This window comes from Limnohabitans sp. (assembly GCF_030158565.1).
Lineage (GTDB): Bacteria > Pseudomonadota > Gammaproteobacteria > Burkholderiales > Burkholderiaceae_C > Limnohabitans_A.
Genome location: NZ_JAOASQ010000003.1, coordinates 1 through 21,660, shown reverse-complemented (window position 1 = coordinate 21,660; position 21,660 = coordinate 1). Strand labels below are relative to the sequence as shown.

The window sequence follows — 21,660 nt, the reverse complement described above, 5'->3', positions numbered from 1 at the left end:
AGTTCTTCATGGTTGTGTCGTGATTACCGGGCCGGGGTGAGCCCAACCCGTTTGCAAAGCCCGGAGTCTAACGATCCACCGCCTGAGCTGACCACGAAACGAAGCGCCAGTCGCGCCAGCACAGTGGTCCTGTGCACTTGCAGTGATTAGCTTGCCCCCGGACAATGCCTCCACCTCGGTGCTTTCACCGCTCGACGGACTCGCGCTGACCAGCCTACCTTGTCGTTTCGTCGTGATCAGTATCTCAGCAAAGAATGGTCTCTACCCGCAACTCTCTGCACATGCAGAACACCACATGCGCATAGGCTGAGGCCTGATCGGATCAAATAATGAGCCACACCAATCCGTGCTTGCAGGGCATGTGCGAACGTTCGATCGCACAGCGTCGCAAGGACATTGAACTCAGCGTCACGTTGACGATGTTCGAGGCGGCGTTTGGCTGCGAGATTGGAACGCAAGGGCACATCGCAGACAATTGCGCGGCTTGTGGGGGAGCCAAGATCTCCCTCGCGGTTCACTACCCATGGGATGAAGACGAGTGCTTCGCCTGCTCTAGCGGCCTCACTCCCATCGCGGGCTGTAACTGCACGCCTACCTGCATGGCTCCCTGCTTGCACTGCGAGCGGACGCGAATGTTACTGAGCTGCTGGGCCTGTTCGGGCACCGGACTCGGTCCGATGCGTCGCTGGTCAGCACCCGCCAAGATCCCAGCGGGCGTCAAAGACAGAAGTGTCGTTCGCATTCGCGGGTTCGGCGACGCTTCAGGTGTTGCTGGTCTGCATGGTGACCTCGTCGTCACTGTGCAGATCGAGAAGAATGAAATGTTCCGACTGACCAAGAGCGGAAGACTTGAGACTTTCGTGCCTGTCTCCTATTGGACCTGGCTGGCGGGGGGCAAGGTTCTGGCTCCGTTGCTTGATGGCACAGCACTCGTCCAGTTCACTCCCATGGAGCACGAAATCAAGGTCGCAGGACAGGGGTGGCCCACGAGCGAAGGATCCCTCGAGCGAGGTGACCTGATCGTCCACCTTGTGCCGCAGGATGTTCGCTTGAAAGTCTCTCAGAGAAAGTTCTTCGAACAGATGGCCCGCGAGGAGCGCAACAAACAACTAGACAGCTGGGACAGGGAGATCGGGAAGTGGGCGCAGGGCAGCCCAGAATCGCGCTTCAACGCGACCAACCTCAAAAGTCAACCCGCAATGAAGCGCTCACGCAGCGCATCTTCTTGAGGCTTCACCACATTCGGACGCGCAAGCTCCTGAATCACACGGGTTGACGTCAGGTTCCGCATGCGTGCAGCCTCTTGACCATTGGTGCGAAACGACGCACTTGCGGTTCAGGTCCAGTGGTCTTGTGCGCTTGCAGTGATTCGCTTGCCACCGGACAATGCCTCCACCTCGGTGCTTGCACCGTTTGACGGTTTCGCGCCGTCCTTTATCTACCCAAGGGGCACAAGTGCCCGATGGGCTCAGGTGTCCCTCAACCCCCAAGAGAACACCATGAGTCATCCATCCGACGTATTGTTCGAGCGCATGCGTGAAGTGGTCGAAGCCCCTGGCTACCCCCTTCTCCAGCACTACAAGCAGGATTTCTACAAGTACGACCGCCAGCAGCTGTTGGACACCTTCACTCCCGACATGACCTATCTCTGGGTGGTCCGGGAGATGGGCACCCACCTCTATCCGCTGTACATCGACCCCCGCATCACCAACGAGGCACACGCCGCGCTGAGTATTCAGTCCAGTGGTCAGGATCTCTACCTGGTGGGCCCGAAAGGTCTCAAGCAGATCGAGCGCCAACGCGCGCTGGACGAACTGAAGCACTACGACTACAAGGTCGGCCTCCAGGGCGTCTTCAAGATGGGCCGCTTGCTCGCCGAGATCGACGTCCGTGTGGTCTGGCAAAACAGCCGCCTCAAAGGTGAGGTTGAGTACCGCAGTGAGGTGCCCATCGTCTCCCTGACCCAACGTGACCGCGTCGCACTGCAGCGCATCGCACTGGGCCAGGTCATCAACAAGAGCGACAGCCTGTTCACGCCCTGCAAGGTGGTGACCTTCAACGGCATCAGCCTCATCCCCGAGGTGAGCGCACAAGAGGAGGAATGCCCAGCATGAGATCGCAATGGACCGTCCCCCCTCGAACGCTCGAGATCAAGGAGGGCATGCTCGATGCATGGTCGATGCTGCTGTTGTCGGAAGACGCAGCGGCGTGCGTCCAGATCGAGACCCCGGCTGGTTACCTGATCCGCGTGCTGCCCATTGAGCAGGACTTCGGTGACCAGCCTGACGAGCTGAAAGACTTCATCACGGAAGCCCGCCGCCTTCGCAAAGACTGGCTGCTGGTCCCCATGACCCCTGCGCACGAGCCCTTTTCGCTGATGCAGTAACCCCGGGCGCCTGCCCAAACCCTGGTGTCCACTTGCCTCACGGCAGGTGGATTCCTTGAGCCTCCTTCAATCGGGGATTCAAGGAATCCGGCACCGCCGAATTCGCTGTCCCTGCGACAGCACTCAACAACCCATCGGGTGCATCACGCCCTGACGGGGAGATGCACCTCTGAAAAGGAGGCATCCATGCCAACCAACCCGACCCCTTTGATGGACATGCGCTTTGCGTGCCTTGTGAAGGGCGAGCGAGCCAGCGACTACGAGGCGCTTGAAATCGAACCCGTGCGCCACGTGGGCGGCCCAATCCCCGACCAGGGCGACGTTCGGATCGACCACGCGCAACCCGAGTTCTTCTCGGTCTACCTCAGGCACAAAGACGGCCTCGCCGCGTGTGTCGGTGATCATGGCTCCCATGCCCTGGCCACCGCGTACGCAAGGGAGCTGTCCAAAGCCCACGGCTGGGACATTCACGACCACGTGACCGGTGAGACCATGAACGCAGGTGAGATCCATGAACCAGCTGAAGCCTGAAATGGTCAAGCGGCTCATGCGGCAGAACGGCAAGACGATCCGAAGCCTTGCTGCACAGATGAACATCACCATGACCCGCGTGCGCCAAGTGCGCCTGGAGGGTGTGACAGGTCAGGAGTACTGCCGTGACTGGCTCGAAGCGCTGACCACAATAACCACGGGTGGTCCGGACCAGGCGACAAGCTTGGAGCTCTGAACCACAATCTCAACCGTTGACGGCCACGCCGTACATCGGCACCCCTGCGGTGCCAACTTCAACCAACCCGCCGGGTGCACTCATTGCCCGGTCGGGCTTTCGAGGCTCCCGGCTTTTCTTTTTTGGAAAAACCATGAACCTCAAAGACCAAGCCCGCAACTGGATCAAGACTGTGGTGGGCAGCCATCTCGGCCGCAACATCCGGACCTTCAAGTTCGTCACTTACACGGGCGAGACCAGCCACAACCAACTCGGTGGCGTCAGCTACCTGATGCCGGCTGAGGGCAAGGTGGTCGAGCAAGGCGAGCACTTCACCCTGATCAAAACCGGTCCTGGGTCCTTCACCATCGTTGTCAGCAAGCTGCTCAGCGAGCCCGTTGCGCTGGAAGACAAAGTCGCTGTGACCTTCTACAAGCTGCGTCGTTTCGACGGCACGGCCGCAGACGGCACGGATGACTCCTCAGTGGACGGCTGCCGAACAATGATGCTCACCGGCGTCGAAACCCGTTTCCCGGTCACCTGGGAAGGTCGGTATCTCGGCATCAATGAGCGGTTCATTGCGAGCTACACCGTCATCCAGAACCCCTACCTGCGCGACATGATCACGCAAATGGAGCGGGAAACAGTGGACGGGGGCTTGCGCCACACCGTCAACGTCCTGGTGGATGCCGGCGCGACCAACCTGACCTTCACCGACCCGGTGGAGGAAGAGAGCGTGGCCACGCCCCCGGGGATGACCGTGCAAATCGCCAACAGCAAGTTCACCGGTTCAGTTTATGTGGGCTACGACCGCGGCGCCGACACCTACTTCATCGACCTGACGGCAGGCGAGGGGGGTGAGACGCACCGCATCGATGACGTCCACTTCAACGAGATGGGCGAGCGTCTGATCGAAGCAATCGATGACCGCGAGTGGCTCAAGGCCAAGGTGGTGATCACGAAGAAGGCCCCGAAGAAAAGGGCACAACCGCAACCCGAACTCGTCTGAGTTCCAACGCCTACTCTTGCCCCTCGGGGCTTGAGCAATCGGCACCATGAATAAAGCCCCGGCCACCCTTAAAAGGTGGTCCGGGGCTTTTCTTTTTTTATCTCGCAGTTGCGTTTGCGATGGTACGTCAGCAACGCGGTCCAAATACTCCTTCGAACCTCAAATTGGCAACGCTCGTCGCCCGAATGCAGCTCGCATTGAAGCCTGAAACTCAGGCTTGCCACCGTACGAAGGATGACGAACAGCCAGATCGCACGCGAGCCCCATTCGATCCATCAGGCCCTGCGATTTCTTGCCGATCGCAACGAGCTTTGCCTTGGGAAATGCGGACCTCAGAGCGAGCATTGCGGGTTTGCCCTCCATCACCTCGCTTGTTGTTGGCGTCCGATTGCACAGGGGGTTGCCTGGGCGGTGAGGATGCATCTGAACGGCATTCCAAAGCACAGCCCTTTCGGCCAGACCCAATTCGTAAAGGATTCCCCACACGGCAGCGGCGCTCGGTTCCTTGAAAGGACCCTTGGGGCGGCTGGAAAGTCGTTCGGACAAAAGCGCCACCCGAGGAATCGCGCCGCTGAGTATTTGATCCTCGCAGGTGAATGCAACCCCTGACAAAGCGCAGCCCTGATACCCCGGCGCTTCACCAACGCAGATCACCTCTGGATCGCAATCCAAATGGGCTCCCAACCGAGCCAGTTTCGCCTGGGGGTTGTTGCTGTTTGCGTCCAGTGGGTGAGGTGTGGCGTAGGGGTTGAAAAACCCCTCGCGGGTAGCGGGAAGCAATGACGCAAGCTCCTGAGCCAACGCCATTGCAGATGAACTCACAGAACACGCTTCAGTCATCATGGTTCCCGAACTGGTCGATGCTGCCGTGGTTGTGGGTAACGGCCCGGCCCCCGCCGCTGGAGCCTTCATCGTCGTCATCACCGCCACCAGCCCCACTTGCATTCCCTTTGATCGCAAGGAAGATCACGAATCCCACCACACACAAAATCAGCAAAGATTCCATTTCGTTCCCCTTTCAATTGTTCAAGCGCCACTCAGGCAGCGCCATGTTCTTTTTCACGGCCAACGCCATCGTGGCCACCGTCTTCACATAAGCCAACCGCTGAACGAAGGTCTTGGGCTCGGGCATCTCCCGCAGTCCCAGCTCGTCGACCATGTCCTCCAGAAGAGGGTCCAGGTGCGCGGCGTGCTTCCACTCCGGCACCACCACCTCGGGGCGGCTGATGCGCAGCTTGATCTTCAGGAGATCGCGGCCGTAAAGGCTCCCCAGCAGCCAGTGAGGCTCTTTGGCAGCAGCCTCGACGGGAGCGTAGTGCTCGCGGAAGTCTGCAACGGTCATATCGATTTCGGCCAGGTAAGACATTTTTGTCCTCTCTCTTTGGGTTTGCTTGAGACTAGGTTCGCACGTATCAAGGCTGTGTCAAGGGCGCTTCGAGCAAAAAAAAGGGCGACCTAGTCGCCCCTTCTTTGCTCTCTTACCCGCGATCAGGCCACCGCTTTTCTGTTCCGTGTGCGTTCGAACGCTTGGCCGAACATGCTCTTGAAGCTTGCATCGAAGGGACTTGCAACCGAGGTCCCTTCCTCCAGTGGCTCGGCAACATCGACCTGGGCGGTCTCTGAGTCGGCAGGGGGAGTTGAGGCAGGCTGCGGCATTGGGACCTCGACTGTCGCTGAAGGAAGCATATGACCGAGGTGCGCCAAGTTAACCCGACTCATGTTCATTCGGACCTGGTAGCCCAGCTGGATCAAATGCAGCACCTCCGAATTGAGCCCGACAGGGTTGATGCGTTTGAGGTACTCCTGGGCTCCACTGCCATCGGGGGGAATGGAGACGCGGATTCGCAAAACATCCCCCGGCTTCTCGATCCGTTTACGCTGTGCCATTCTTCACTCCCTTCGATCAGCGGTTTGCTGAAGCTTCTTTCGCAGCGTAGTCCGCTGCTACTTGGAAGCCCCGCACGTTGGAGAAGGTGGAGCCACCGTCCATCTTCAGGCGCCGGCGCAGCTCGGGCGCGTGTTCACGGAGAAACTCAAAGAACACCGCACCACCACCACCACACACCAGAATGTTGTCGAAGTCATTCAAGGCACCCACAGTGTTGAGCATGGCCTCGTAACCACGGCGAAGGACCTCGTTGATGGCTCCCTTGTAGCGCGCCATCTCGTAGTCCTCACCACCAATGCGAACGGTTTCCCGGTTGTCGCGGATGGCCAGATCGATAGCCTGGATGACACCGTATTGGTTCTTCAGCTCCGGATTGATCGCTTTGGCCACCTCGTACGCGCAAGCCAGCATCGACTCTGGGTGTGCCCCGGAGCGTTCGTAGTTGGGGACCTTGTCGTACGCCGCCAAGAAGTCGATCGTTCCGCCGCCCACATCGACCACCAGATTCCAGCCGCTCATCTCGAAGTCCTTGTGCGTCAGCCCGTAGTAGTAAAGGGCTCCGAGAGGTTGCACGATGACAGAGGCATCCAACACCGTGACGTGCCGTTCGCCCACAGCAGGATCTCGGCTGATCACTGAGTGCCGTCCAATGGCCAACTCGCGCAGGTGATCTTCGTACTCGTCAAAGGTGTTGAGCGGGAGTCCTACTGTCAGGTGCTCAATCGTCATCTCTTTTGGATTGCCTTCGTCGACCAGCATGTAGTGCATCGCTCCCCGCATGAGCGCCAGATAGGCGGGGGAGGTGCAGTAATCCTTCATGACGTGGCGCGGCTGGAGCCCCTTGAGGTGCATCTCGACCCCACGACCGGCAAAGTGCTGCACCCCATCGATTTCGCTGATGCCACCGTCAGCCCCCAGCGTGCCAGGTGCGTGTCGGAAAGGAGCACCAGCCCGCAGCGTGGCGGTGATGGAAGGGAACAAATCAGTGTGAATGATTGGGACACCACGTGCCACCTTGTGACCACAGGTGAACTTGGTGTTGGCGTAGCCCACGTCGATGGCTCGCGCGGGGACGGTGATGAGATGTGCGTCGCGTTTCATAGGACTCTCCAGGATGTATGCCTGCACAAAGTTGTGCTGCTGAGAATTCTGTTTGGGCCTTCGCACCTCTGCAAGCGATGCGGACCAGTTGCGGGCCATGCGGGGCCGTGCGAGGCCATGCGAGGCCAGGAAACGCATATCGAACAGGTAGGGTGTTGCGAGGTTGGCCATGCGGGGCCACGCGAGGCCATGCGAGGCCAGGAAACGCTTGTCGAACAGGTAGGGTGTCGCGAGGTTGGCCATGCGAGGCCATGCGAGGCCATACGAGGCCATGAAACGCTTGTCGAACAGGTAGGGTGTCGCGAGGTTGGCCATGCGAGGCCATGCGAGGCCTCAGCCAGTTTGGCTTGGGAAGCGATTCCTTAGCACCCTCTGCTTGGCGGCCTGTGGAGGTCAACGGGGATGAAGCGCTTATCGGGGTCCGCCAACCAGGCTGGTGGACACTGCAGACGAAGTAGGGTGTGAGCATCAAGGTTGTGCAAGTTCTTGAGACGCAACCAAAGCTATGCGTGGTGCCCGTTACCCACATGCGCCCGCTCACGCAAGAGACAACGGCAGTTACAGGAGGGGTGGCAGACAGAGTGATAAGAAGAGCGTTGATTTGACAGCCGTTCTTGCCCATTTGGCATGACGGAAACGCAGAGGGAACAAAATATGCCAACTGTGGATAACTCGCGAACCGGGCACGACGCGGCACCAACTATCCACAACTGGTCCGCATCAAATGACAAGACGCGGCACAGCCCCTAATATCCGTTTCGCTGTACCTCGGTACGTCGACATCCCGGGTCACACCAGTGATGTCATAGCCCATCGGGCAAACCGCCAACCGACGCTCCAATGTGAGTGTCCTAAGGCAACAAGTCGGCCTCCCACGTTGGAAGTCGCAAACCAAAGACGTTGCTCCGTATGGGGCATCGCAAAACAGGTCGCATAAAGACCAGCTGCTGAGCCCGCGATGCGGTTCAGAAGTGGTGGCCCCCAGATGGGGATTGCCCACAGCAAGCCAACAAGGCCTTCCTATGGAGGTCGCCAGCCAACGCTCCTGCTACGGAGCATGTGTGGACGCGCAAGCGTATAGATCAACTCACGTTTTGACTTTGCTCTGACAACTGCCTTCGGGTGGCCAGTCACAGTACCTCCCGCCTGGCATGTCCGGGAGCCCGCAGGGGCCTAAAAAGGGGAAGGTGGGACAAGCAGCAAAGGACAACGCCGCCAATTCAGTCTGGCGGTGAAGTGAGTTCACCTGGGTAGTGAATAACTACTCTGGTCTAGCCAACCCACATGGCTCTGTCTGAGAAGACAGTATCCCCCCCGAACGCCATCACTGCGTCGGGGTGCCCATCCAGAAGGATGGTGGTCACACAAGGATTCCACTTGTGCCGACAGGACGGCTTGCTAACGAAAAACGGAAAAAACCGAAGACTGATGTGCCTTGCCCAGGGGCCTTGTACCGGGCGACCAGTAGCAAAAGAGACGCCAGATGAGTCTGGCTTGTTGTGTGTGCGCGAGGGTTTAGACGTGCGGGTGTGAATGCGCCCGCAGGTGTCAGCCCTCACCACACCTTGAGTAACCCATGGAGCGAGAGAAATGAAAGACAAGGAAAAAGACAGCGGCGGGCAGGGAAAGAAGTTCCGAGCAAAGTCGCGTGCAGAGGCGCTGACCCGGGGCGGTCCGGGTAGTGCCGCAGGGCGGGCGCAAGAAGCCATCAATGCCCACCCCAACGACCCCTTGCGGCAGATGACCCGATTTCTCCACGACCTGGACTTGCAGGCGTCTAACGGTCGCGTCCGCCAAGTCGCCTATCGGACAGAGACGTCGTTCGGCCGCACGCTGAAGAATGCAATCCAGGATCTGCGCAAAGTCAGGATGCCCATCCAGCGCATTGACCAGATCGGACGCAGCCACGCCATGGCATTGGTCGTGTACTGGGCGAACGAGTTGGGGCACAGTGCTTCAACCATCCAGAACAAGCTGACCAACATCCGCAAGTTCTGTGAGCTCATCGGCAAGATCGGAGCAATCCCGAAGAAGGAAGAGCTTTACCAGGAGCTGGAAGCAAAAGGAGTTGATCGCTCGGCCCTCAAACGCCACCAGGTCACACACGGCAGCAAGTCATGGAGAGCAGCTGGGGTGGATGCCAGCGCGATCATTGCACTCGTGGAGGAAGAAAACCCTCACGAGGCACGGCTGTTCGAGCTTGAGCATTGTTTCGGGCTGCGTGTGAACGAGGCGCTGAGCTACCGCCCGATGGAGTCCGAACGTGTGGATGGCGTGATGGTGAACCTCGGCACCAAAGGTGGCAATGGCCGCTTTGTGCCCTACATGAAGGATCCTGTGAAGGCCGCCAGACAGCGCGAGGTGCAGAGCCGCGCGCGAGCTTGGGCACAGAACCATCCCAAGGGGGAGATGGGCTACGCGCGCATGTCGATTGAAGATGCCCGCACCAAGTACTACCACGTTCTGCGCAAGTACGGCATCAACAAGAAGAACATGGGGGTGTCCAGCCACGGGTTGCGCCACGAGTTTGCGGCCGACTATTTCGAGGACATCACCGGGCACCGCCCACCCGCAGAGGGGCAGGAGTCCTCCAAATGGTTCAAGGAGAACCGTGATCTGGTCGAGCACGCCTACAAGAAGGTGTCCGAAGCGCTGGGCCACTGGCGCAAGGACATCTCGACGGCCTACCTGAGCTCGGTGTCCTTCATGAGCAAGAGCCAGCTCAAGCGTGTCGAGAAGTTGCTTGAGGTGTTTCAGATCACACCGGGTGTTGCGCAGGGCCTGCTGGATGCGGGTGTGGAACGTGCGTGGCTCACCGGGCGCGCGGCGATGGGTGTCGAAATGGCACACAGCGAGCGCATCCATCTCACCGTGACGCTGGAGCAGGGCGTGGAGTTGGCGGCGCTGGTCGAGATCCAGGTGCTGCTGGAGAAGTTGCTTCCTGGCCGCGTGCAGGTCTCTCCGCTGCTGATCGGCGTGCAACCCGATGACGGCGTGGAGATTTTCCTGGACTGATAGACGAGGGGGTTTGGGAAGTGAACCGCAGAGCATGTTCCTTGAACGATGCGACTTGCGACCGTGAATTACCCCACAACTCCCCTGAAGCACCGGTCAGAACTCGCAACGACAAATGACAATTCCAGCTGCCCAATGCCGAGCGCGTGCCCACTGGAATCCACTTTCAATTGACCACGACATGAACTCAAGAAGTTACTTCTCCAGCCAAAGCGACGTCTCGGCATGTGAATCCGCGATGGAACAAAACGATGGCGAAAAAGCAGGCGGCGGTCAATCTCGAAACGATTTCGACCTGCAAGGCCAAGCGCGGGAGCGCCGGTGCCGGTTGTCCGAAGATGTGGGACGCATTCGAGCGACACCAGCAGGCGGTGACGCACTGGAAGCTTGTCATGTTGCCTGGCTGCGCGAATTCGATAACGCACTGCAGGTTTGGAACGCGTCTTTCGCTGCAGCGCGGAACTGAATTGGCAGTTGACGTTTGAGTTGGATTGCGGTCCTCAAACCAGACAAAGGCGACAGGGCAGGTGGTATCGCATGAGCCACCCACCGTTGGCCGGGCTCGGTCTGGTTAGTTGAGCACCTATCGTTTGAGGGTGGTGTGCAAAGGGATTGGGAAGCGTGGCTTGCGCAGGCCATTGCAGTCCTCCCTTGCTCCGCTGGCCTGGTCGTGATCGCTGGCGCTATTGCCCACCCATCACCAGAATTCACCGCATCGACTAATGAACCTGACCTACGGCCAAAAGCGCATGTGGCCAACCACGCTGACACCTGCCTTGGGTCAACAGAAAGGAAGACCATGTACTACGTCGAAGACGAGGACTTCATTTTGGGAGACCCGAACACGCGCAGCGCCAACACGCATGATTGCGACGTTGTGCGGCGCGACACGCAGTGGGTGTTCGAGCGGGCAGGGGGCCTCTACAGAATGCATGCCAAGCCGCCCCGCGATATGGTTCGCTGGCCGTGCCTGCAGTATTGGATCACCCGCATCGACCTGCCGCTGGATATGCAGATTTCGTATCACGTCTACGACTGGGAAGAACATCTGGAGTACACCTACTTCGAGGATGTGATCAACCAAGTGAACAGCATCGTGATCGAACCGTGTACCCAATGCAAGGTGCAGCCAGCGATCGCAAGCGGGCCCTGCAAGACGAACCATCTGGGCGTTTGCGAGTGGTGCCACCTGCTCGATCCTTCGGACCGCAACCAGAAGCTCTACCGCAAGGACAATGATGACCGCACGCTGGATCTGAACGCCGCGATCAAGGCCTACGAGGATGGGCATCGCTTCACCCTCGTGATCGAGGGTCAAACGCACGTGGGCTGCGATGGACCATGCCCTATCTGCGATGCACGAAGCCCCCAAGACGGACAGCAACGCGAAGTCGTGGAAGTTCAACACCACTTCAGAAACTACCCCGATCAACGCTCCATCGACAGACACCTCAAGAAGCACGCCTTTGCCCCAGGCAGCACCGTGCGTGTGTACCGGGCAAAGGAGTGGGAAGACCACCTCGAATTCAGAGGGGTGTATTCCTGGAACATGGATCACATCTTCAGGTCTGCCCAGCTCGCCGCACGTCGAGCGTATCGGGGGTGACCTGGGCAAAGGCTTCCAGGCGGGGCTCGGTCGGCGCACGCAACGGGGCCGGCGAGGTGCCCGATGCAGTTCTGTGCGGCCAGGGGCAGGGTGGCCACACCACGGCCAAGGGAGGGGCCGATCAAACTGAGGTGTCGAAACCGAATCCAGCCTCGCAAAGCGGAACCTCGACGCGGGGTGTGGTTGAAGGAGGACAGGGGGGGCAGGCAAGCTGGTACCGGATTTTCGAACAAGCCCTGCAGGTTTGGTATGAGACATTCATTCCAGCGCGCGGGTGATTACGCCTCGGTTTTGCTGACCGCTTGAGCGCGACCGTGGTGTGCTCGCCTTGGAGGTGGGTGCGCTATCGGCCTGACAATCCCGCGTTGACCGGGCGGCCAAGACAACATTTGCCGCCTATCGTTGATGTTGAGACGGGACAGGCCTCAGCAGCGCAACCCCGGCATGCGTTTGGCCGGTACCTACGGGAGACCAGCTGGTTGACTGGTCCGCTTCGCTGGCGCGACGGCCCATCTGCAAACAGAATTCGTCGCGAACAGTATCCCGCCCGATCGCGCGCGGTGCCTGCGCCCTCAACCACCTGAATAGACATCACACCATGGAAGCTCGCTCAACACCCGATCTGAGAGATCTCTACGCAAACCTGACGCGCGACTTCGATTGGGTTTTTGCCAGGAAGGGGGGTGTCTTCAAAATCCAGACCGCCCCACCCATCGGACGTCAGCAGCGAAAGTGCCTGGAATTCTGGATCACGCGGATAGACCTGCCTGACTATGCTCAAGTGGCGTATCACGTCTACGAAGACGAGCAGAAATTTGATGAAACAATCGTGTCGGAGGTACTCGAAATCCTCATGGAGGTCGAGTTTCCTGTCTGCAAAGAATGCCGGAGCACGGCCATAGGCAAGGGCCCCTGTAAGACGAACCACGAGGGCATCTGTGAGATGTGCCACATCGCCGATCCGCAGAACCTGTATTCAAAGAGCTATGACAAGTTGGTCGAAGAGGCCCGGAGCGAACTCTCCAGCGTTCAAGAGGCCTACGCCAAAGGTCGTCGCTTCACCTTGCTCATCAAGGGGTTGACGCACATTGACTGTCCTGAGTCCTGCCAGGGCTGCCGCGACGGCTTCGGAAATGTGGAAGGGTATGCGCGCTACTTGGAAGTCGCGCACCATTTCAATCGCTATCCCGTGCAACGCGCAATTGACAAAGAGTTCACGAAACACGTCTTCTACTCCAGCAGCGAGATTGAAGTGATCGACACCCGACACTGGATCAAGGACCGCGAGGACAAGCTCAAAAACATTGAAGCCCTTCGCAATGACTTCGAACGGGCCAAGAAGGCGCACGCCGGCGTCATGAACCAAAGTGCGGTCAGCGATCAACTCGCTCTGTCCAGTTACTCCTTCGCGGCCCAAAGTGCAGGCAAGGGTCCGCGCGGCGCTCAGGGACCGACCCCTTGAACGCCCGAAGCCCAGACCCCGAGCAAGCGCAGACCCCGTCATCCGGCGGCTCATATGCTGACCTATCGCACAGGACAGGCGCAAGCGACGGGGTCGCGGTCACAGCACAGGAGCGAGAGCGGCTCCTGATGGCCGAACTGCTTGTCAGATGCCTGCAGCAGCACCTCATCACCGATGAGGCCTTCCTGAAGGAGACAGAGATCCTGGACGCACCAGGTGGCCCTGAAAAGTTCGCCCGAACGACAAGGCCCCCGCCAACTGGATTGCTCCCCGGCTGAGCAACTTGAACGGCGACACCCCATTCCAGTCGCAGCCCGTCAAGCCACCGACCACGCCATGCCCCGGCCCGCAAAAGCACCTGGGCAGGCTCATCCGTGCGCTATCGGGGTCAAACCCACCAGATAGCCGGGGGCCGCACCGAGCCTCAGGCCCTAACCTTCAAGGCCGGTAATTCACTGTTTTGCGTGAGGAATGCCGCATGGCGCGAGGAAGCCCGCCCACGCGTTCACTCACAACATGGGGCGGGCCGCTGGACTGGTCCGCATCGCTGGCGCGATTGAAAGAGCCCCAAGACAATTCCGAGCAGTGAACCAACAGAGCGCAGCCATGATCCACGCAGACGAATCCACCGAAGTACGACGCGCACCCAAGGACAGCGACCGCGGTGTACCCATGCGCGTGTCCCTGCGCTCGCCTGCACAGCCTTCCTCCATGACATTCGACCGCTTTGCCAGTTCCCAGCTGAACGCCCCAGCCACCCCGACCAGCAACTTCGACAGCACCGCACGCGCGCCCCGCAAGCAGTTCGAGACCAGCAAGATTGCCGGACTGCTCACGCCCACCGGCTCCTTCGAACTGCACCGATTCCTCCTCCTGGCGCTCGCCCACAACGCAGCAGAACGCCCCGATGCACCCGCAAGCGGCGCAGCCATCCTCATGCGTGTGGTCTATCCCCCGGTGGCCACCGGCAATCCAGAGGGCTCAGAACCAGGGGACTTCGAGGACAGCCATGCGTCCGCCTCGGGATGGCCGCCCCTGGACGCAAGCTTCGATCCCCGCGTGGCAGTCCAGATGATCGACACCGCCGCAACGCTCAGCGCACCGCACCCCCTGTTTGAGACCTTGCTGCGCTGGGCCCCGCTGCCGCAGGCCTTTGCCGATGGGAGTCACAGCCAGCACGCCATCAACCAGCGCTCCATAGTCCACCTGGCCTTCTCACCCCGCATGCCCGGCGACCCCATCCTTGTGATGAGCGTCAACGCCGCTGGCCAGTACGCCTCGCACATGCACTTCCAGAGCGAATGGAAGGTCTGCGAACGCGCTGAGACCGTGACCAATGCGCTGCGCAGCGCCCACATGAAAACCGCAGGCCTGCCCACGGCGGCCGACGACCAGGAGCTGCAGGACCTGCACGACCAACTGCGCATCCGTGCACTGGCCCGGCGCGCCGCTGCGATCACGCTGGAGGAGATCACGGCCGATCAGCCCCACATCGCCTCCGACCTGTTGGGCACGAGCCCGCTCACGAACACCGTGCCTTGCGCCACCACGCAGGAGATTGAGGAGCGTTTTCCGGGTCTGGTGGTGATCGTCGCACTCCGTGAAACCCAACGCCATTACGCGCGTGTGCGCCATCCGCTGGGACTTTGGGACTGACATGAACGTCGAGTGCGATCAGACATTAACTGCCAGTGAGCCCACCATGAGCTCATCGAGCGCCGCCGCGCCCGCCTACCGCGTGGAAAGCAACCACTTCGACAGGAAGGAAAAACTTGCGCCCAAAGGACGCTATTTCACGCTCCAACTCGGAACACACAAGATCACCGTTCAAGCAGGGCCCTTGGTCAAGCCCCTCAAGAGCCGATCTAAGTTCCTGCGGGCCTGCTTGCATCTTGACACCGAGCACGGCGAACGCAGATTCCTCGCAATAGTCGCAAGCATCCACGTGCCCAGTGCGAAGGCCACCATAGGCGATCTGCAGGCTTTGGTCGCATCCGTGCAACTCCATCGATGCCTTGATTGCAGTGAAACGTACGTTCTGGATCCAGCCTTCCCCAAACGGTACATCTGCTGGGCTTGCCACCATTTGAGGAAGGTCCGGCTTGCGGGCAATCTTCTCCTTGCCGAGTCCGGGCACCTGACCCGAAGGACCGAAGCCATCGACCAGGCCCAACATCAAGGCATGACACATGTCGTGATTCGGCGCAAACACCTGAGGTTGTCATTGGAGCGTTTTGCATCGGTGCCGCAGGTCCTGCGCGCTCATCTGTGCACGCTGGAGGTCACCCGTTTTACGGTAGGCGTACCCCTGACAGATGCTATTGAAGCGCTCTTTGCCGTCTACAAAGGACCGCTGAACCCACCAGATGAGGCCGTGATCCTTCCCCTGCAGGACTATCGCGACCAGACAGTCCAGCGCAAGGCAATATTCGAAGATCTGTTGCACAAAAGCAAAGGTCTGCGCGAGCGGGCAGGAGCAACACTCATCAAGCAACTGAAGCAAATGAAGCAACTGAAACATGCGCATCCATCGGTTGAGGCTTCGGGGACTCCACCTGCTCGAGCGCGGCCAAAACGCATGTCGATATCCGTCAAGCTCGCCGAGCTTGTGAAATGAGCAGTCACTTCTGAACCGCAGTCTTGTCCCATCCTGAGAGTCTCGAGCCCAGCACTGGCCCTCAAGCGTTCACACAAACCCCAAACAGGCATGAAAAAAACACCCGCTGCCATCGGCTCGCTCTCCGTGCAAGAGCTTCAAAAACCACTGCCCAGTGATTTCACTGCATCCATTCCACGGGGTAGCGCATCCCTGCGGCTGGCGGTGAGCTGCGAACTGGACAAGCTGGAGGCTGAGGTCGAGCACATGACGGCGTGGGTGAGCATTTCAGTACCCAACAGACCCTCGTTCACAACCTATCGAATGAGCAACCCAAAGGTCTCCAGGGCGTCTGCGCGTGTGGCAGACCTGATGGCGCTGGCCGATCGCATCAAGGTTGCACCGTGCCCGAGTTGTGGCGCATGCGCCATCCACAGCGTTCCTGGAGTCCCCGACATCGAGCCAACGTGCGACCAGTGCTGCTTAGCCGTGGAACTGGCCGATGTTGAGGAAGCCTTGATCCTTGAGATCGCTGCTGTGCGTAGGGTTCTGAAAGGGACGCAATTGGACCGCGACGAGGAGAACTGCACCCATGTCCTGGTCTGCGTGGCGCCGCACGACAAAAACGAACAGCGCGATTGGTACGGACAGCAAGCTCAGGAGTGGCTCGCCCCTTCCATTCGTTTTGAGCAGCACATCGGCATGATGTGCGATCCCACCGTTGATCAAATTCGCAAACTCAAAGGGTTCTGCCGAATGGACCCAAAAACGCACCACTGCGTACTCCCCATCGAGGAGTCTTGCTCGATCAACCAGCGACGCCTTGAGACACTTGAGCGTTTGGTTGCAGACCACAAGGGCTGCGCCCGAGACGCAGCGGTGGCGATTTTCCTGAACGAAATTGAGGACGGTTCAAGTGCCCTGGCCACGGCCGTGCGCGCAATCGCTGCGGCAAGCGCCAGTAGCCGTCAACCAGGGGAAGCCGATTGAGCAAGCGAAGATCAAGGTGCGCCTGCGCATAGGATGCGCCGCTGACCTTGACAGGACGGCAGTGGGTGATAGTTTGAATTGAGGAATCTGCATTTGTTGGGGCAACCCATGCAGTGCCAGGTTCTTCATTCCTTCACCCACTTGAGCACATACAGAGATCAGGCCAGCCCCAAGGCTTCTTCATGAATGACGCCCCCAGCCATACCCTGGATTCGACACCCGCAAGCACCTGTCGCGCGACGTCAGCTTCCCCACCACCCAGTGCGCAGGTGCGAGCCTGGCGATGGCGGGGGACGAACCGGGACAACAGCGGCGGCGCACGCAAGCTCGATGTGCCGTTCGAGCAGCCATCCCTGTACAGCTGCCGGGCACGCATTCTGCACAGGCACTTTGATGACCCATAACCAGTAGACGGACGCAATATGATGGCATCGCGAAGCAACAAACCATCAACCAATCAGTTGGAAAAACATAGCAACGTGAAAGCGGCTCCCAACATGGCGAGCCCGAAGAGCCCCTACAGCAGCCTCGATGTCCAACGATCGAAACTGGATGACTTCGTTGACCTTCTGAAGGCCTACAAGCTAAAGCATGGGCACTGCGATGTCCCGATCGGATATCGCGACGACAACGGCTACGCGCTGGGCAGCCGGTGCCACCAGGAGCGCCGCGCGTCACGGGATCCAGGCTACCCGAAGGCACGCCGAAGCGAACTTTCTGCGCTGGGGTTTCGCTTCGATGTCAGGGTGCTCGATCCGACAGGCGAAATCTTGCTGCAACGCGTCGCACAGTTCAAGGCCGAGCGTGGCCACTGCAAGATTGGCAAAAAGTACGTTTGCGATGACGGATTCACCCTCGGCGTGCGCGTCTCATATTACATGCGCAGGGCTGACAAGTCCGGACGCAACGTCATGCGTGACGAACTGCTTCGCTTGGGCTTTCAACGTCAAGCGCCAGCAGTGAAGAGCGACTACTACGCAGATCCCGAACAACAAAAACCGGTGCTGGATGCCGTCAAAGCCTTCAAGAAAGAGCATGGCCATGTGGATGTTGCGGCCCGCTACATAGACCCAAACGGTTTGAAGCTGGGCACTCGACTCACCGAAGCGCGCGTCGCCCACAAAGCAGGAAGACTGAGTCCGGTTTTCCGTGAAGCGCTGGAGCAACTTGGCGTCAGTCTGGCTTCACGCGACCTGGTGATGCCTCTGAATGACTTTGTTGTTCTCTTGAAAGCCTACAAACAAAAGCACGGCGACTGCGATGTTCCGCACGCCTATCGCGACGAAAACGGCTACGCGCTGGGCAACCGGTGCTACGTCGAGCGCCGCAACGCCAGAAAGCCAGACTACCCGCAGGCACGCCGCAGCGAACTCTCCGAGATGGGGTTTAGCTTTGATGTCACGGTGATCGATCCAGAAGGCGAGGTTTTGCTGCAGCGCGTGGTTCAGTTCAAGGCCGAGCATGGCCACTGCTCAATACCCAGTTCGTACGTTTGCGATGACGGATTCACGCTCGGCAACCGCGTCCGCAATCTCATGCGCAAGGCAGAGCACTCTGGACGCCAGGCCCTTCGCAACCAGCTGATTGAGCTGGGAGTGCCGCCAATGAAAGCGCACAAACGAGCGGCCGAGGAAATCGTGCGCGCCGTCATCGACTACAAACAGGCGCACGGGAGCAGAAAAATTGAACTCCGTTACCGGTCCCCAGGAGGTATTGCGCTCGGGATGTGGCTCTATCGTGAGCGTGTACGCGCGCTCAAGGGCGAAGAAGACCGTGAACTTCGCGTCCGCCTTGAAGCACTGGGCGTGAGCTACGACATCGTCAATCCCGATGGCTCTGTTCGCAAGGCCTGAAAACAAGGCGAGTGCAAGCGAACATTCGGGGCATGCTTGCAGGTAGGCGCCCTTGACAGCAAAGGGATGTGGGCTAGTTTGGATTGAGGAATCGGTGTTTGTTGGGGCAACCCATGCAGTGCCGAGTTTTCGTCCCTTCAACCGCCTGACCACAGCAGTGCTCAGGCCAGCCCCAAGGCCCCGACATGAGCGACACCCCCAGCCCCACGCCATACCCCGGCATCGACCTCAGCAAGCGCCTGCAGCGCGAGTTCACCTTCACCACCCAGCGCGCCGGCACCAAGCTGACCCTTCGCATCGAACATCCCTCGTGGACTTACCGCAACTGGGGGCTGCAGATCGGGGTGAGCATCGACGATGGGGGAAAGACCCGACACAACAGCACCGGCGCACGCCGACCCGACCTGCCGTTCGAGCAGGCCACCATCGGGGATGCGCTCGCGTTGTTCGAGAGCGTGCGCGTTGTGCCCTGCCGCACCTGCGGCGCACCGGCGTTCGATCCCGCAACGAGCATCACCAACAGAGCAGGTGAGTGCGAAAGCTGCTTTCTGCAGCGCATCGCTCGGGACTTCGAACGCAAGATGCTGCCCCCGCGGATTCTGGAACTCAAGGGCGAGATCCAGCGCGCGCAGGAGCACAAGGCCAAGGGCTTCACCCACCGGCTGCTGGCCGTGATCCACCCGCAGGCGGGCGGTGATGACTACTTCGTGGAGTTCTTCTCGAAGACCGAACCCACGCAGGCCGCAATTGAAAAGCTCCTGAGGAAGCGAGGCTCTGCCGTCCTCAACGACTACGCCCTGACGCACCTCGACAACCTGCAGACCATCCTGCAGGAAGCCCTGGCCAAGGCCGAGGCGGACAAAGTGGCGTTCGCAGCCGAGAAGGCCACCGCCCGCAAGGACGCGGCCAAGGCCACGCGCGCTGCCAAAAAGGCCATCGGCAAGGCCTCCAAGAAGCCGTAGACGGCTGCAAGCGCGCCGTCTGTCTCTCAGGGCGCGGTCAACGGGGCAAACACCCCGCGATAGCCCACCCGGGCCGGGCCATGACCGCGCCTAAATTCAATCCAGAGCCGATCCAACACCGCCATGCACCTGCCACCCCTGTCCCACTTCCCCAGCGATTCCGAGCTGGCAACGCTCGAGCCCGAACACGCCATAGCTGCGGTTGCGGCGGTTTTCTGCGGCGACGCTGGCGCCGGCAACACCGAAGCCCCGGTGGGCATGACAACCCACCTGTGGGTGGCCAGAGCGGGCATGGACGGGGTCTCCCTGTGCGGCGCCCGCCCGCTGGGCCTGTACAACCAGTGGCGACCGGTTCCCGGACAACGGGTGGACTGCATCCGCTGCCTGAGCCTGCACGCACAAGTGCTGAGCAACCAGCCATGAGCGCCGAGAGCACCAACCTCAACCCGGAGCTGCTTGCGGCCCTGATCACGGCACTGGAGTGGGGCTCGTGTGTGATGGGGCTCATCGGCGCACTGGTGCTGGCCACCAACACGCGCATCTCCCGCTGGGGCTGGCTGGCGTTCTTCCTGGCCAACCTCTGCTCAGTCGGCTTCGCCTTGGGCATCGAGCGCTACGGCCTGATGCTGCAGCAACTCGGCTTTGTGGCGACTTCCCTGCTCGGAATGGCCCGCACCGGCCTGCTGCCGGGGCTGGATCTGAGCACGCGCAGCCCACCCGCACCGCACACCGATGCGCCTGCCAATGCGCAGCCCCGCTGAGGATCAACCCATGCCCATCCAGTTCGTTGACCCTGTCTCGGCTACAGCATCGCTGAACGACTCCGGGCGTGAACAGGCGCCCGAACCGTCGCTGGACACCACGCGCGACCAGCAAGTGGACTTCATCACCGGTGCGCCCACCACGCACAAGCGCGCCGAGAGACAAGCGATCCACCTGCATTCCATGAAGGATGTCATGGACATCACCTCATTGATCGAACAGGTGCTCGCCCGTGACTTCGGGGGGCGAGGGCGCGGCATCCACAGCAAGCTGGACTCCCTCTCGAAGCCCCTGCCGGCCTGGCTGGACAAACGCCTGCGCTACCTCTCCGCTGTGCGCAACAAGGCCCTGGTGGAGCCGTGGTGGACCATCCCCGACCGCACGAGGTACCTGGACGAATGCGATCACGCCGCGGCCGTGCTGCTGCAGATCGCCCACGACCGCGCTCACCCGGGCGGTGTGGTCACAAGCGCCATTCGCTGGATAGGCCAGACGCTCTCGCGCTTGACCGTGCGGCGCCCGGGGCTGGCCATGGCCACCTTGCTTGCACTGAGTGCCCTGCTGGTGCTGCTGGCGGGCGGCGAGACCGCTGCGCAGGCCTTGCGACTGCACCGCTGACACGAACTTTTCTTATCAGAGCGTTTTCCTCCAACCGAGCCCCAAGCAGATGTCCACCGAAATCATGACCCACTCCAACCCGGCGTCAACCCTCAGCACAAGGGTGCTTCAGTCACACACCCTCTCCAACCGGCGTCAGGCCTTCGCGGTTGAGCCCCTTGCGCAAGGCAACGCGAGCACGCTGCTGCGCGATCAGATGCAGCGTCTGCTTGAGGCGATCCAGTGCGAATACCCGCAGCTCGATATCCATGAAGCACAGGGCATCACAACATTCGAGAGCGAAGGCCTGACCCTGCGGGTCGCCAACGAATGCGATCAGGGCGTTCTGGTGGTGGAACTGATTGACCTGGCGATGTGCGACAGATGGGACGCCTACTGGGTGCGTCTGGGGGACGGGTCGTTTCGAACCGGGTGGCACCGCTGCACGCTGGGTGCTGTATCCGAGCCCGACCAATGGCTGGCGGCTGTGTCTGACCTCGAGATCAAGCGGGAAGTCGAGCCACTAGCCAACCCGGACTTCATCGCCATGATCGCCGCGATCAGCAGTTCGACTCCCATCACCTACGCGCAGAGCGACGCGCAGCAGGTGCGCGATTTCCAGGAAGAGGTCGAGCAGTTGCGCGAGCAAACGGCGCTGCAGGCTGGAAAGCTCCGCGTCCTTGCCGAGCTTCAAGCGCGCACACCTGAAGCCGCTGTGGCGCCAACG

Annotated in this window: 24 protein-coding genes; 19 read left to right on the top strand and 5 right to left on the bottom strand. The window is 60.2% G+C overall.

Annotated features, from left to right (window positions below; all coding sequences use genetic code 11):
- Positions 1-329: 329 nt before the first annotated feature.
- The 6 genes from Q1W40_RS00600 (at position 330) to Q1W40_RS00575 (ending at position 4,101) form a co-directional block, all read left to right on the top strand.
- Positions 330-1,229 carry a DnaJ C-terminal domain-containing protein gene (locus Q1W40_RS00600; protein WP_300707797.1) on the top strand — a complete coding sequence of 300 codons (900 nt, stop codon included), beginning with the start codon at positions 330-332 and terminating at the stop codon, positions 1,227-1,229.
- Between the two features lie 270 nt (positions 1,230-1,499).
- Entirely contained in the window at positions 1,500-2,114 is a 615-nt protein-coding gene (locus Q1W40_RS00595) for a hypothetical protein (RefSeq protein WP_300707795.1), read from the top strand.
- Complete coding sequence (locus Q1W40_RS00590) at positions 2,111-2,386, top strand: hypothetical protein (protein WP_300707793.1); 276 nt, start codon at positions 2,111-2,113, stop codon at positions 2,384-2,386. The genes Q1W40_RS00595 and Q1W40_RS00590 overlap by 4 nt, the downstream gene beginning before the upstream one ends.
- A gap of 186 nt (positions 2,387-2,572) precedes the next feature.
- Entirely contained in the window at positions 2,573-2,917 is a 345-nt protein-coding gene (locus tag Q1W40_RS00585) for a hypothetical protein (RefSeq protein ID WP_300707791.1), read from the top strand.
- Positions 2,898-3,113 (top strand): hypothetical protein, encoded by a 216-nt coding sequence (locus tag Q1W40_RS00580; protein ID WP_300707789.1) that lies wholly within the window; start codon positions 2,898-2,900, stop codon positions 3,111-3,113. The genes Q1W40_RS00585 and Q1W40_RS00580 overlap by 20 nt, the downstream gene beginning before the upstream one ends.
- A gap of 133 nt (positions 3,114-3,246) precedes the next feature.
- Positions 3,247-4,101 carry a hypothetical protein gene (locus tag Q1W40_RS00575; protein ID WP_300707787.1) on the top strand — a complete coding sequence of 285 codons (855 nt, stop codon included), beginning with the start codon at positions 3,247-3,249 and terminating at the stop codon, positions 4,099-4,101.
- Between the two features lie 159 nt (positions 4,102-4,260).
- Here the strand turns inward: Q1W40_RS00575 and Q1W40_RS00570 are convergent, their stop codons facing one another.
- From Q1W40_RS00570 to Q1W40_RS00550, 5 genes are all read right to left on the bottom strand, one after another.
- A complete protein-coding gene (locus tag Q1W40_RS00570; RefSeq protein ID WP_300707785.1) occupies positions 4,261-4,923 on the bottom strand; it encodes a uracil-DNA glycosylase in 663 nt (220 codons plus the stop codon).
- A 10-nt stretch (positions 4,924-4,933) separates the two neighbouring features.
- Positions 4,934-5,107: a hypothetical protein gene (locus tag Q1W40_RS00565; RefSeq protein ID WP_300707783.1), complete on the bottom strand. Its 174-nt coding sequence runs from the start codon at positions 5,105-5,107 to the stop codon at positions 4,934-4,936.
- A gap of 12 nt (positions 5,108-5,119) precedes the next feature.
- Positions 5,120-5,467: a hypothetical protein gene (locus Q1W40_RS00560; protein ID WP_300707781.1), complete on the bottom strand. Its 348-nt coding sequence runs from the start codon at positions 5,465-5,467 to the stop codon at positions 5,120-5,122.
- A gap of 122 nt (positions 5,468-5,589) precedes the next feature.
- Positions 5,590-5,988, bottom strand: coding sequence for a hypothetical protein (locus Q1W40_RS00555; RefSeq protein ID WP_300707779.1), 399 nt, complete (start codon positions 5,986-5,988; stop codon positions 5,590-5,592).
- A gap of 16 nt (positions 5,989-6,004) precedes the next feature.
- Positions 6,005-7,405 (bottom strand): plasmid segregation protein ParM domain-containing protein, encoded by a 1,401-nt coding sequence (locus tag Q1W40_RS00550; protein ID WP_300707777.1) that lies wholly within the window; start codon positions 7,403-7,405, stop codon positions 6,005-6,007.
- Positions 7,406-8,680: 1,275 nt separating this feature from the next.
- On the opposite strand from Q1W40_RS00550, the gene Q1W40_RS00545 reads away from it, so the two are divergent.
- From Q1W40_RS00545 to Q1W40_RS00485, 13 genes are all read left to right on the top strand, one after another.
- Positions 8,681-10,105 carry an integrase domain-containing protein gene (locus tag Q1W40_RS00545; protein WP_300707775.1) on the top strand — a complete coding sequence of 475 codons (1,425 nt, stop codon included), beginning with the start codon at positions 8,681-8,683 and terminating at the stop codon, positions 10,103-10,105.
- Between the two features lie 251 nt (positions 10,106-10,356).
- A complete protein-coding gene (locus Q1W40_RS00540; RefSeq protein ID WP_300707773.1) occupies positions 10,357-10,590 on the top strand; it encodes a hypothetical protein in 234 nt (77 codons plus the stop codon).
- Positions 10,591-10,904: 314 nt separating this feature from the next.
- On the top strand, positions 10,905-11,711 hold the full coding sequence (locus tag Q1W40_RS00535) for a hypothetical protein (RefSeq protein WP_300707771.1): 807 nt from the start codon (positions 10,905-10,907) through the stop codon (positions 11,709-11,711).
- A gap of 598 nt (positions 11,712-12,309) precedes the next feature.
- Positions 12,310-13,173, top strand: coding sequence for a hypothetical protein (locus Q1W40_RS00530; RefSeq protein ID WP_300707769.1), 864 nt, complete (start codon positions 12,310-12,312; stop codon positions 13,171-13,173).
- Between the two features lie 606 nt (positions 13,174-13,779).
- Positions 13,780-14,829, top strand: a complete 1,050-nt coding sequence (locus Q1W40_RS00525) for a hypothetical protein (protein WP_300707767.1) — start codon at positions 13,780-13,782, stop codon at positions 14,827-14,829.
- A gap of 46 nt (positions 14,830-14,875) precedes the next feature.
- Positions 14,876-15,790, top strand: a complete 915-nt coding sequence (locus Q1W40_RS00520) for a hypothetical protein (RefSeq protein ID WP_300707765.1) — start codon at positions 14,876-14,878, stop codon at positions 15,788-15,790.
- A 90-nt stretch (positions 15,791-15,880) separates the two neighbouring features.
- The gene (locus Q1W40_RS00515) at positions 15,881-16,759 is read left to right on the top strand and encodes a hypothetical protein (RefSeq protein ID WP_300707763.1); all 879 of its coding nucleotides are present in this window, start codon (positions 15,881-15,883) and stop codon (positions 16,757-16,759) included.
- 422 nt (positions 16,760-17,181) lie between these two features.
- Positions 17,182-18,612, top strand: coding sequence for a helicase associated domain-containing protein (locus Q1W40_RS00510; RefSeq protein ID WP_300707761.1), 1,431 nt, complete (start codon positions 17,182-17,184; stop codon positions 18,610-18,612).
- 185 nt (positions 18,613-18,797) lie between these two features.
- On the top strand, positions 18,798-19,574 hold the full coding sequence (locus Q1W40_RS00505) for a hypothetical protein (RefSeq protein ID WP_300707759.1): 777 nt from the start codon (positions 18,798-18,800) through the stop codon (positions 19,572-19,574).
- 123 nt (positions 19,575-19,697) lie between these two features.
- A complete protein-coding gene (locus Q1W40_RS00500) occupies positions 19,698-19,997 on the top strand; it encodes a hypothetical protein (RefSeq protein WP_300707757.1) in 300 nt (99 codons plus the stop codon).
- A complete protein-coding gene (locus tag Q1W40_RS00495) occupies positions 19,994-20,335 on the top strand; it encodes a hypothetical protein (protein WP_300707755.1) in 342 nt (113 codons plus the stop codon). The genes Q1W40_RS00500 and Q1W40_RS00495 overlap by 4 nt, the downstream gene beginning before the upstream one ends.
- A gap of 10 nt (positions 20,336-20,345) precedes the next feature.
- Positions 20,346-20,954: a hypothetical protein gene (locus Q1W40_RS00490; protein ID WP_300707753.1), complete on the top strand. Its 609-nt coding sequence runs from the start codon at positions 20,346-20,348 to the stop codon at positions 20,952-20,954.
- 49 nt (positions 20,955-21,003) lie between these two features.
- Positions 21,004-21,660, top strand: a 657-nt coding sequence (locus Q1W40_RS00485; protein WP_300707751.1) for a hypothetical protein, incomplete at its 3' end; no start/stop codon positions are given.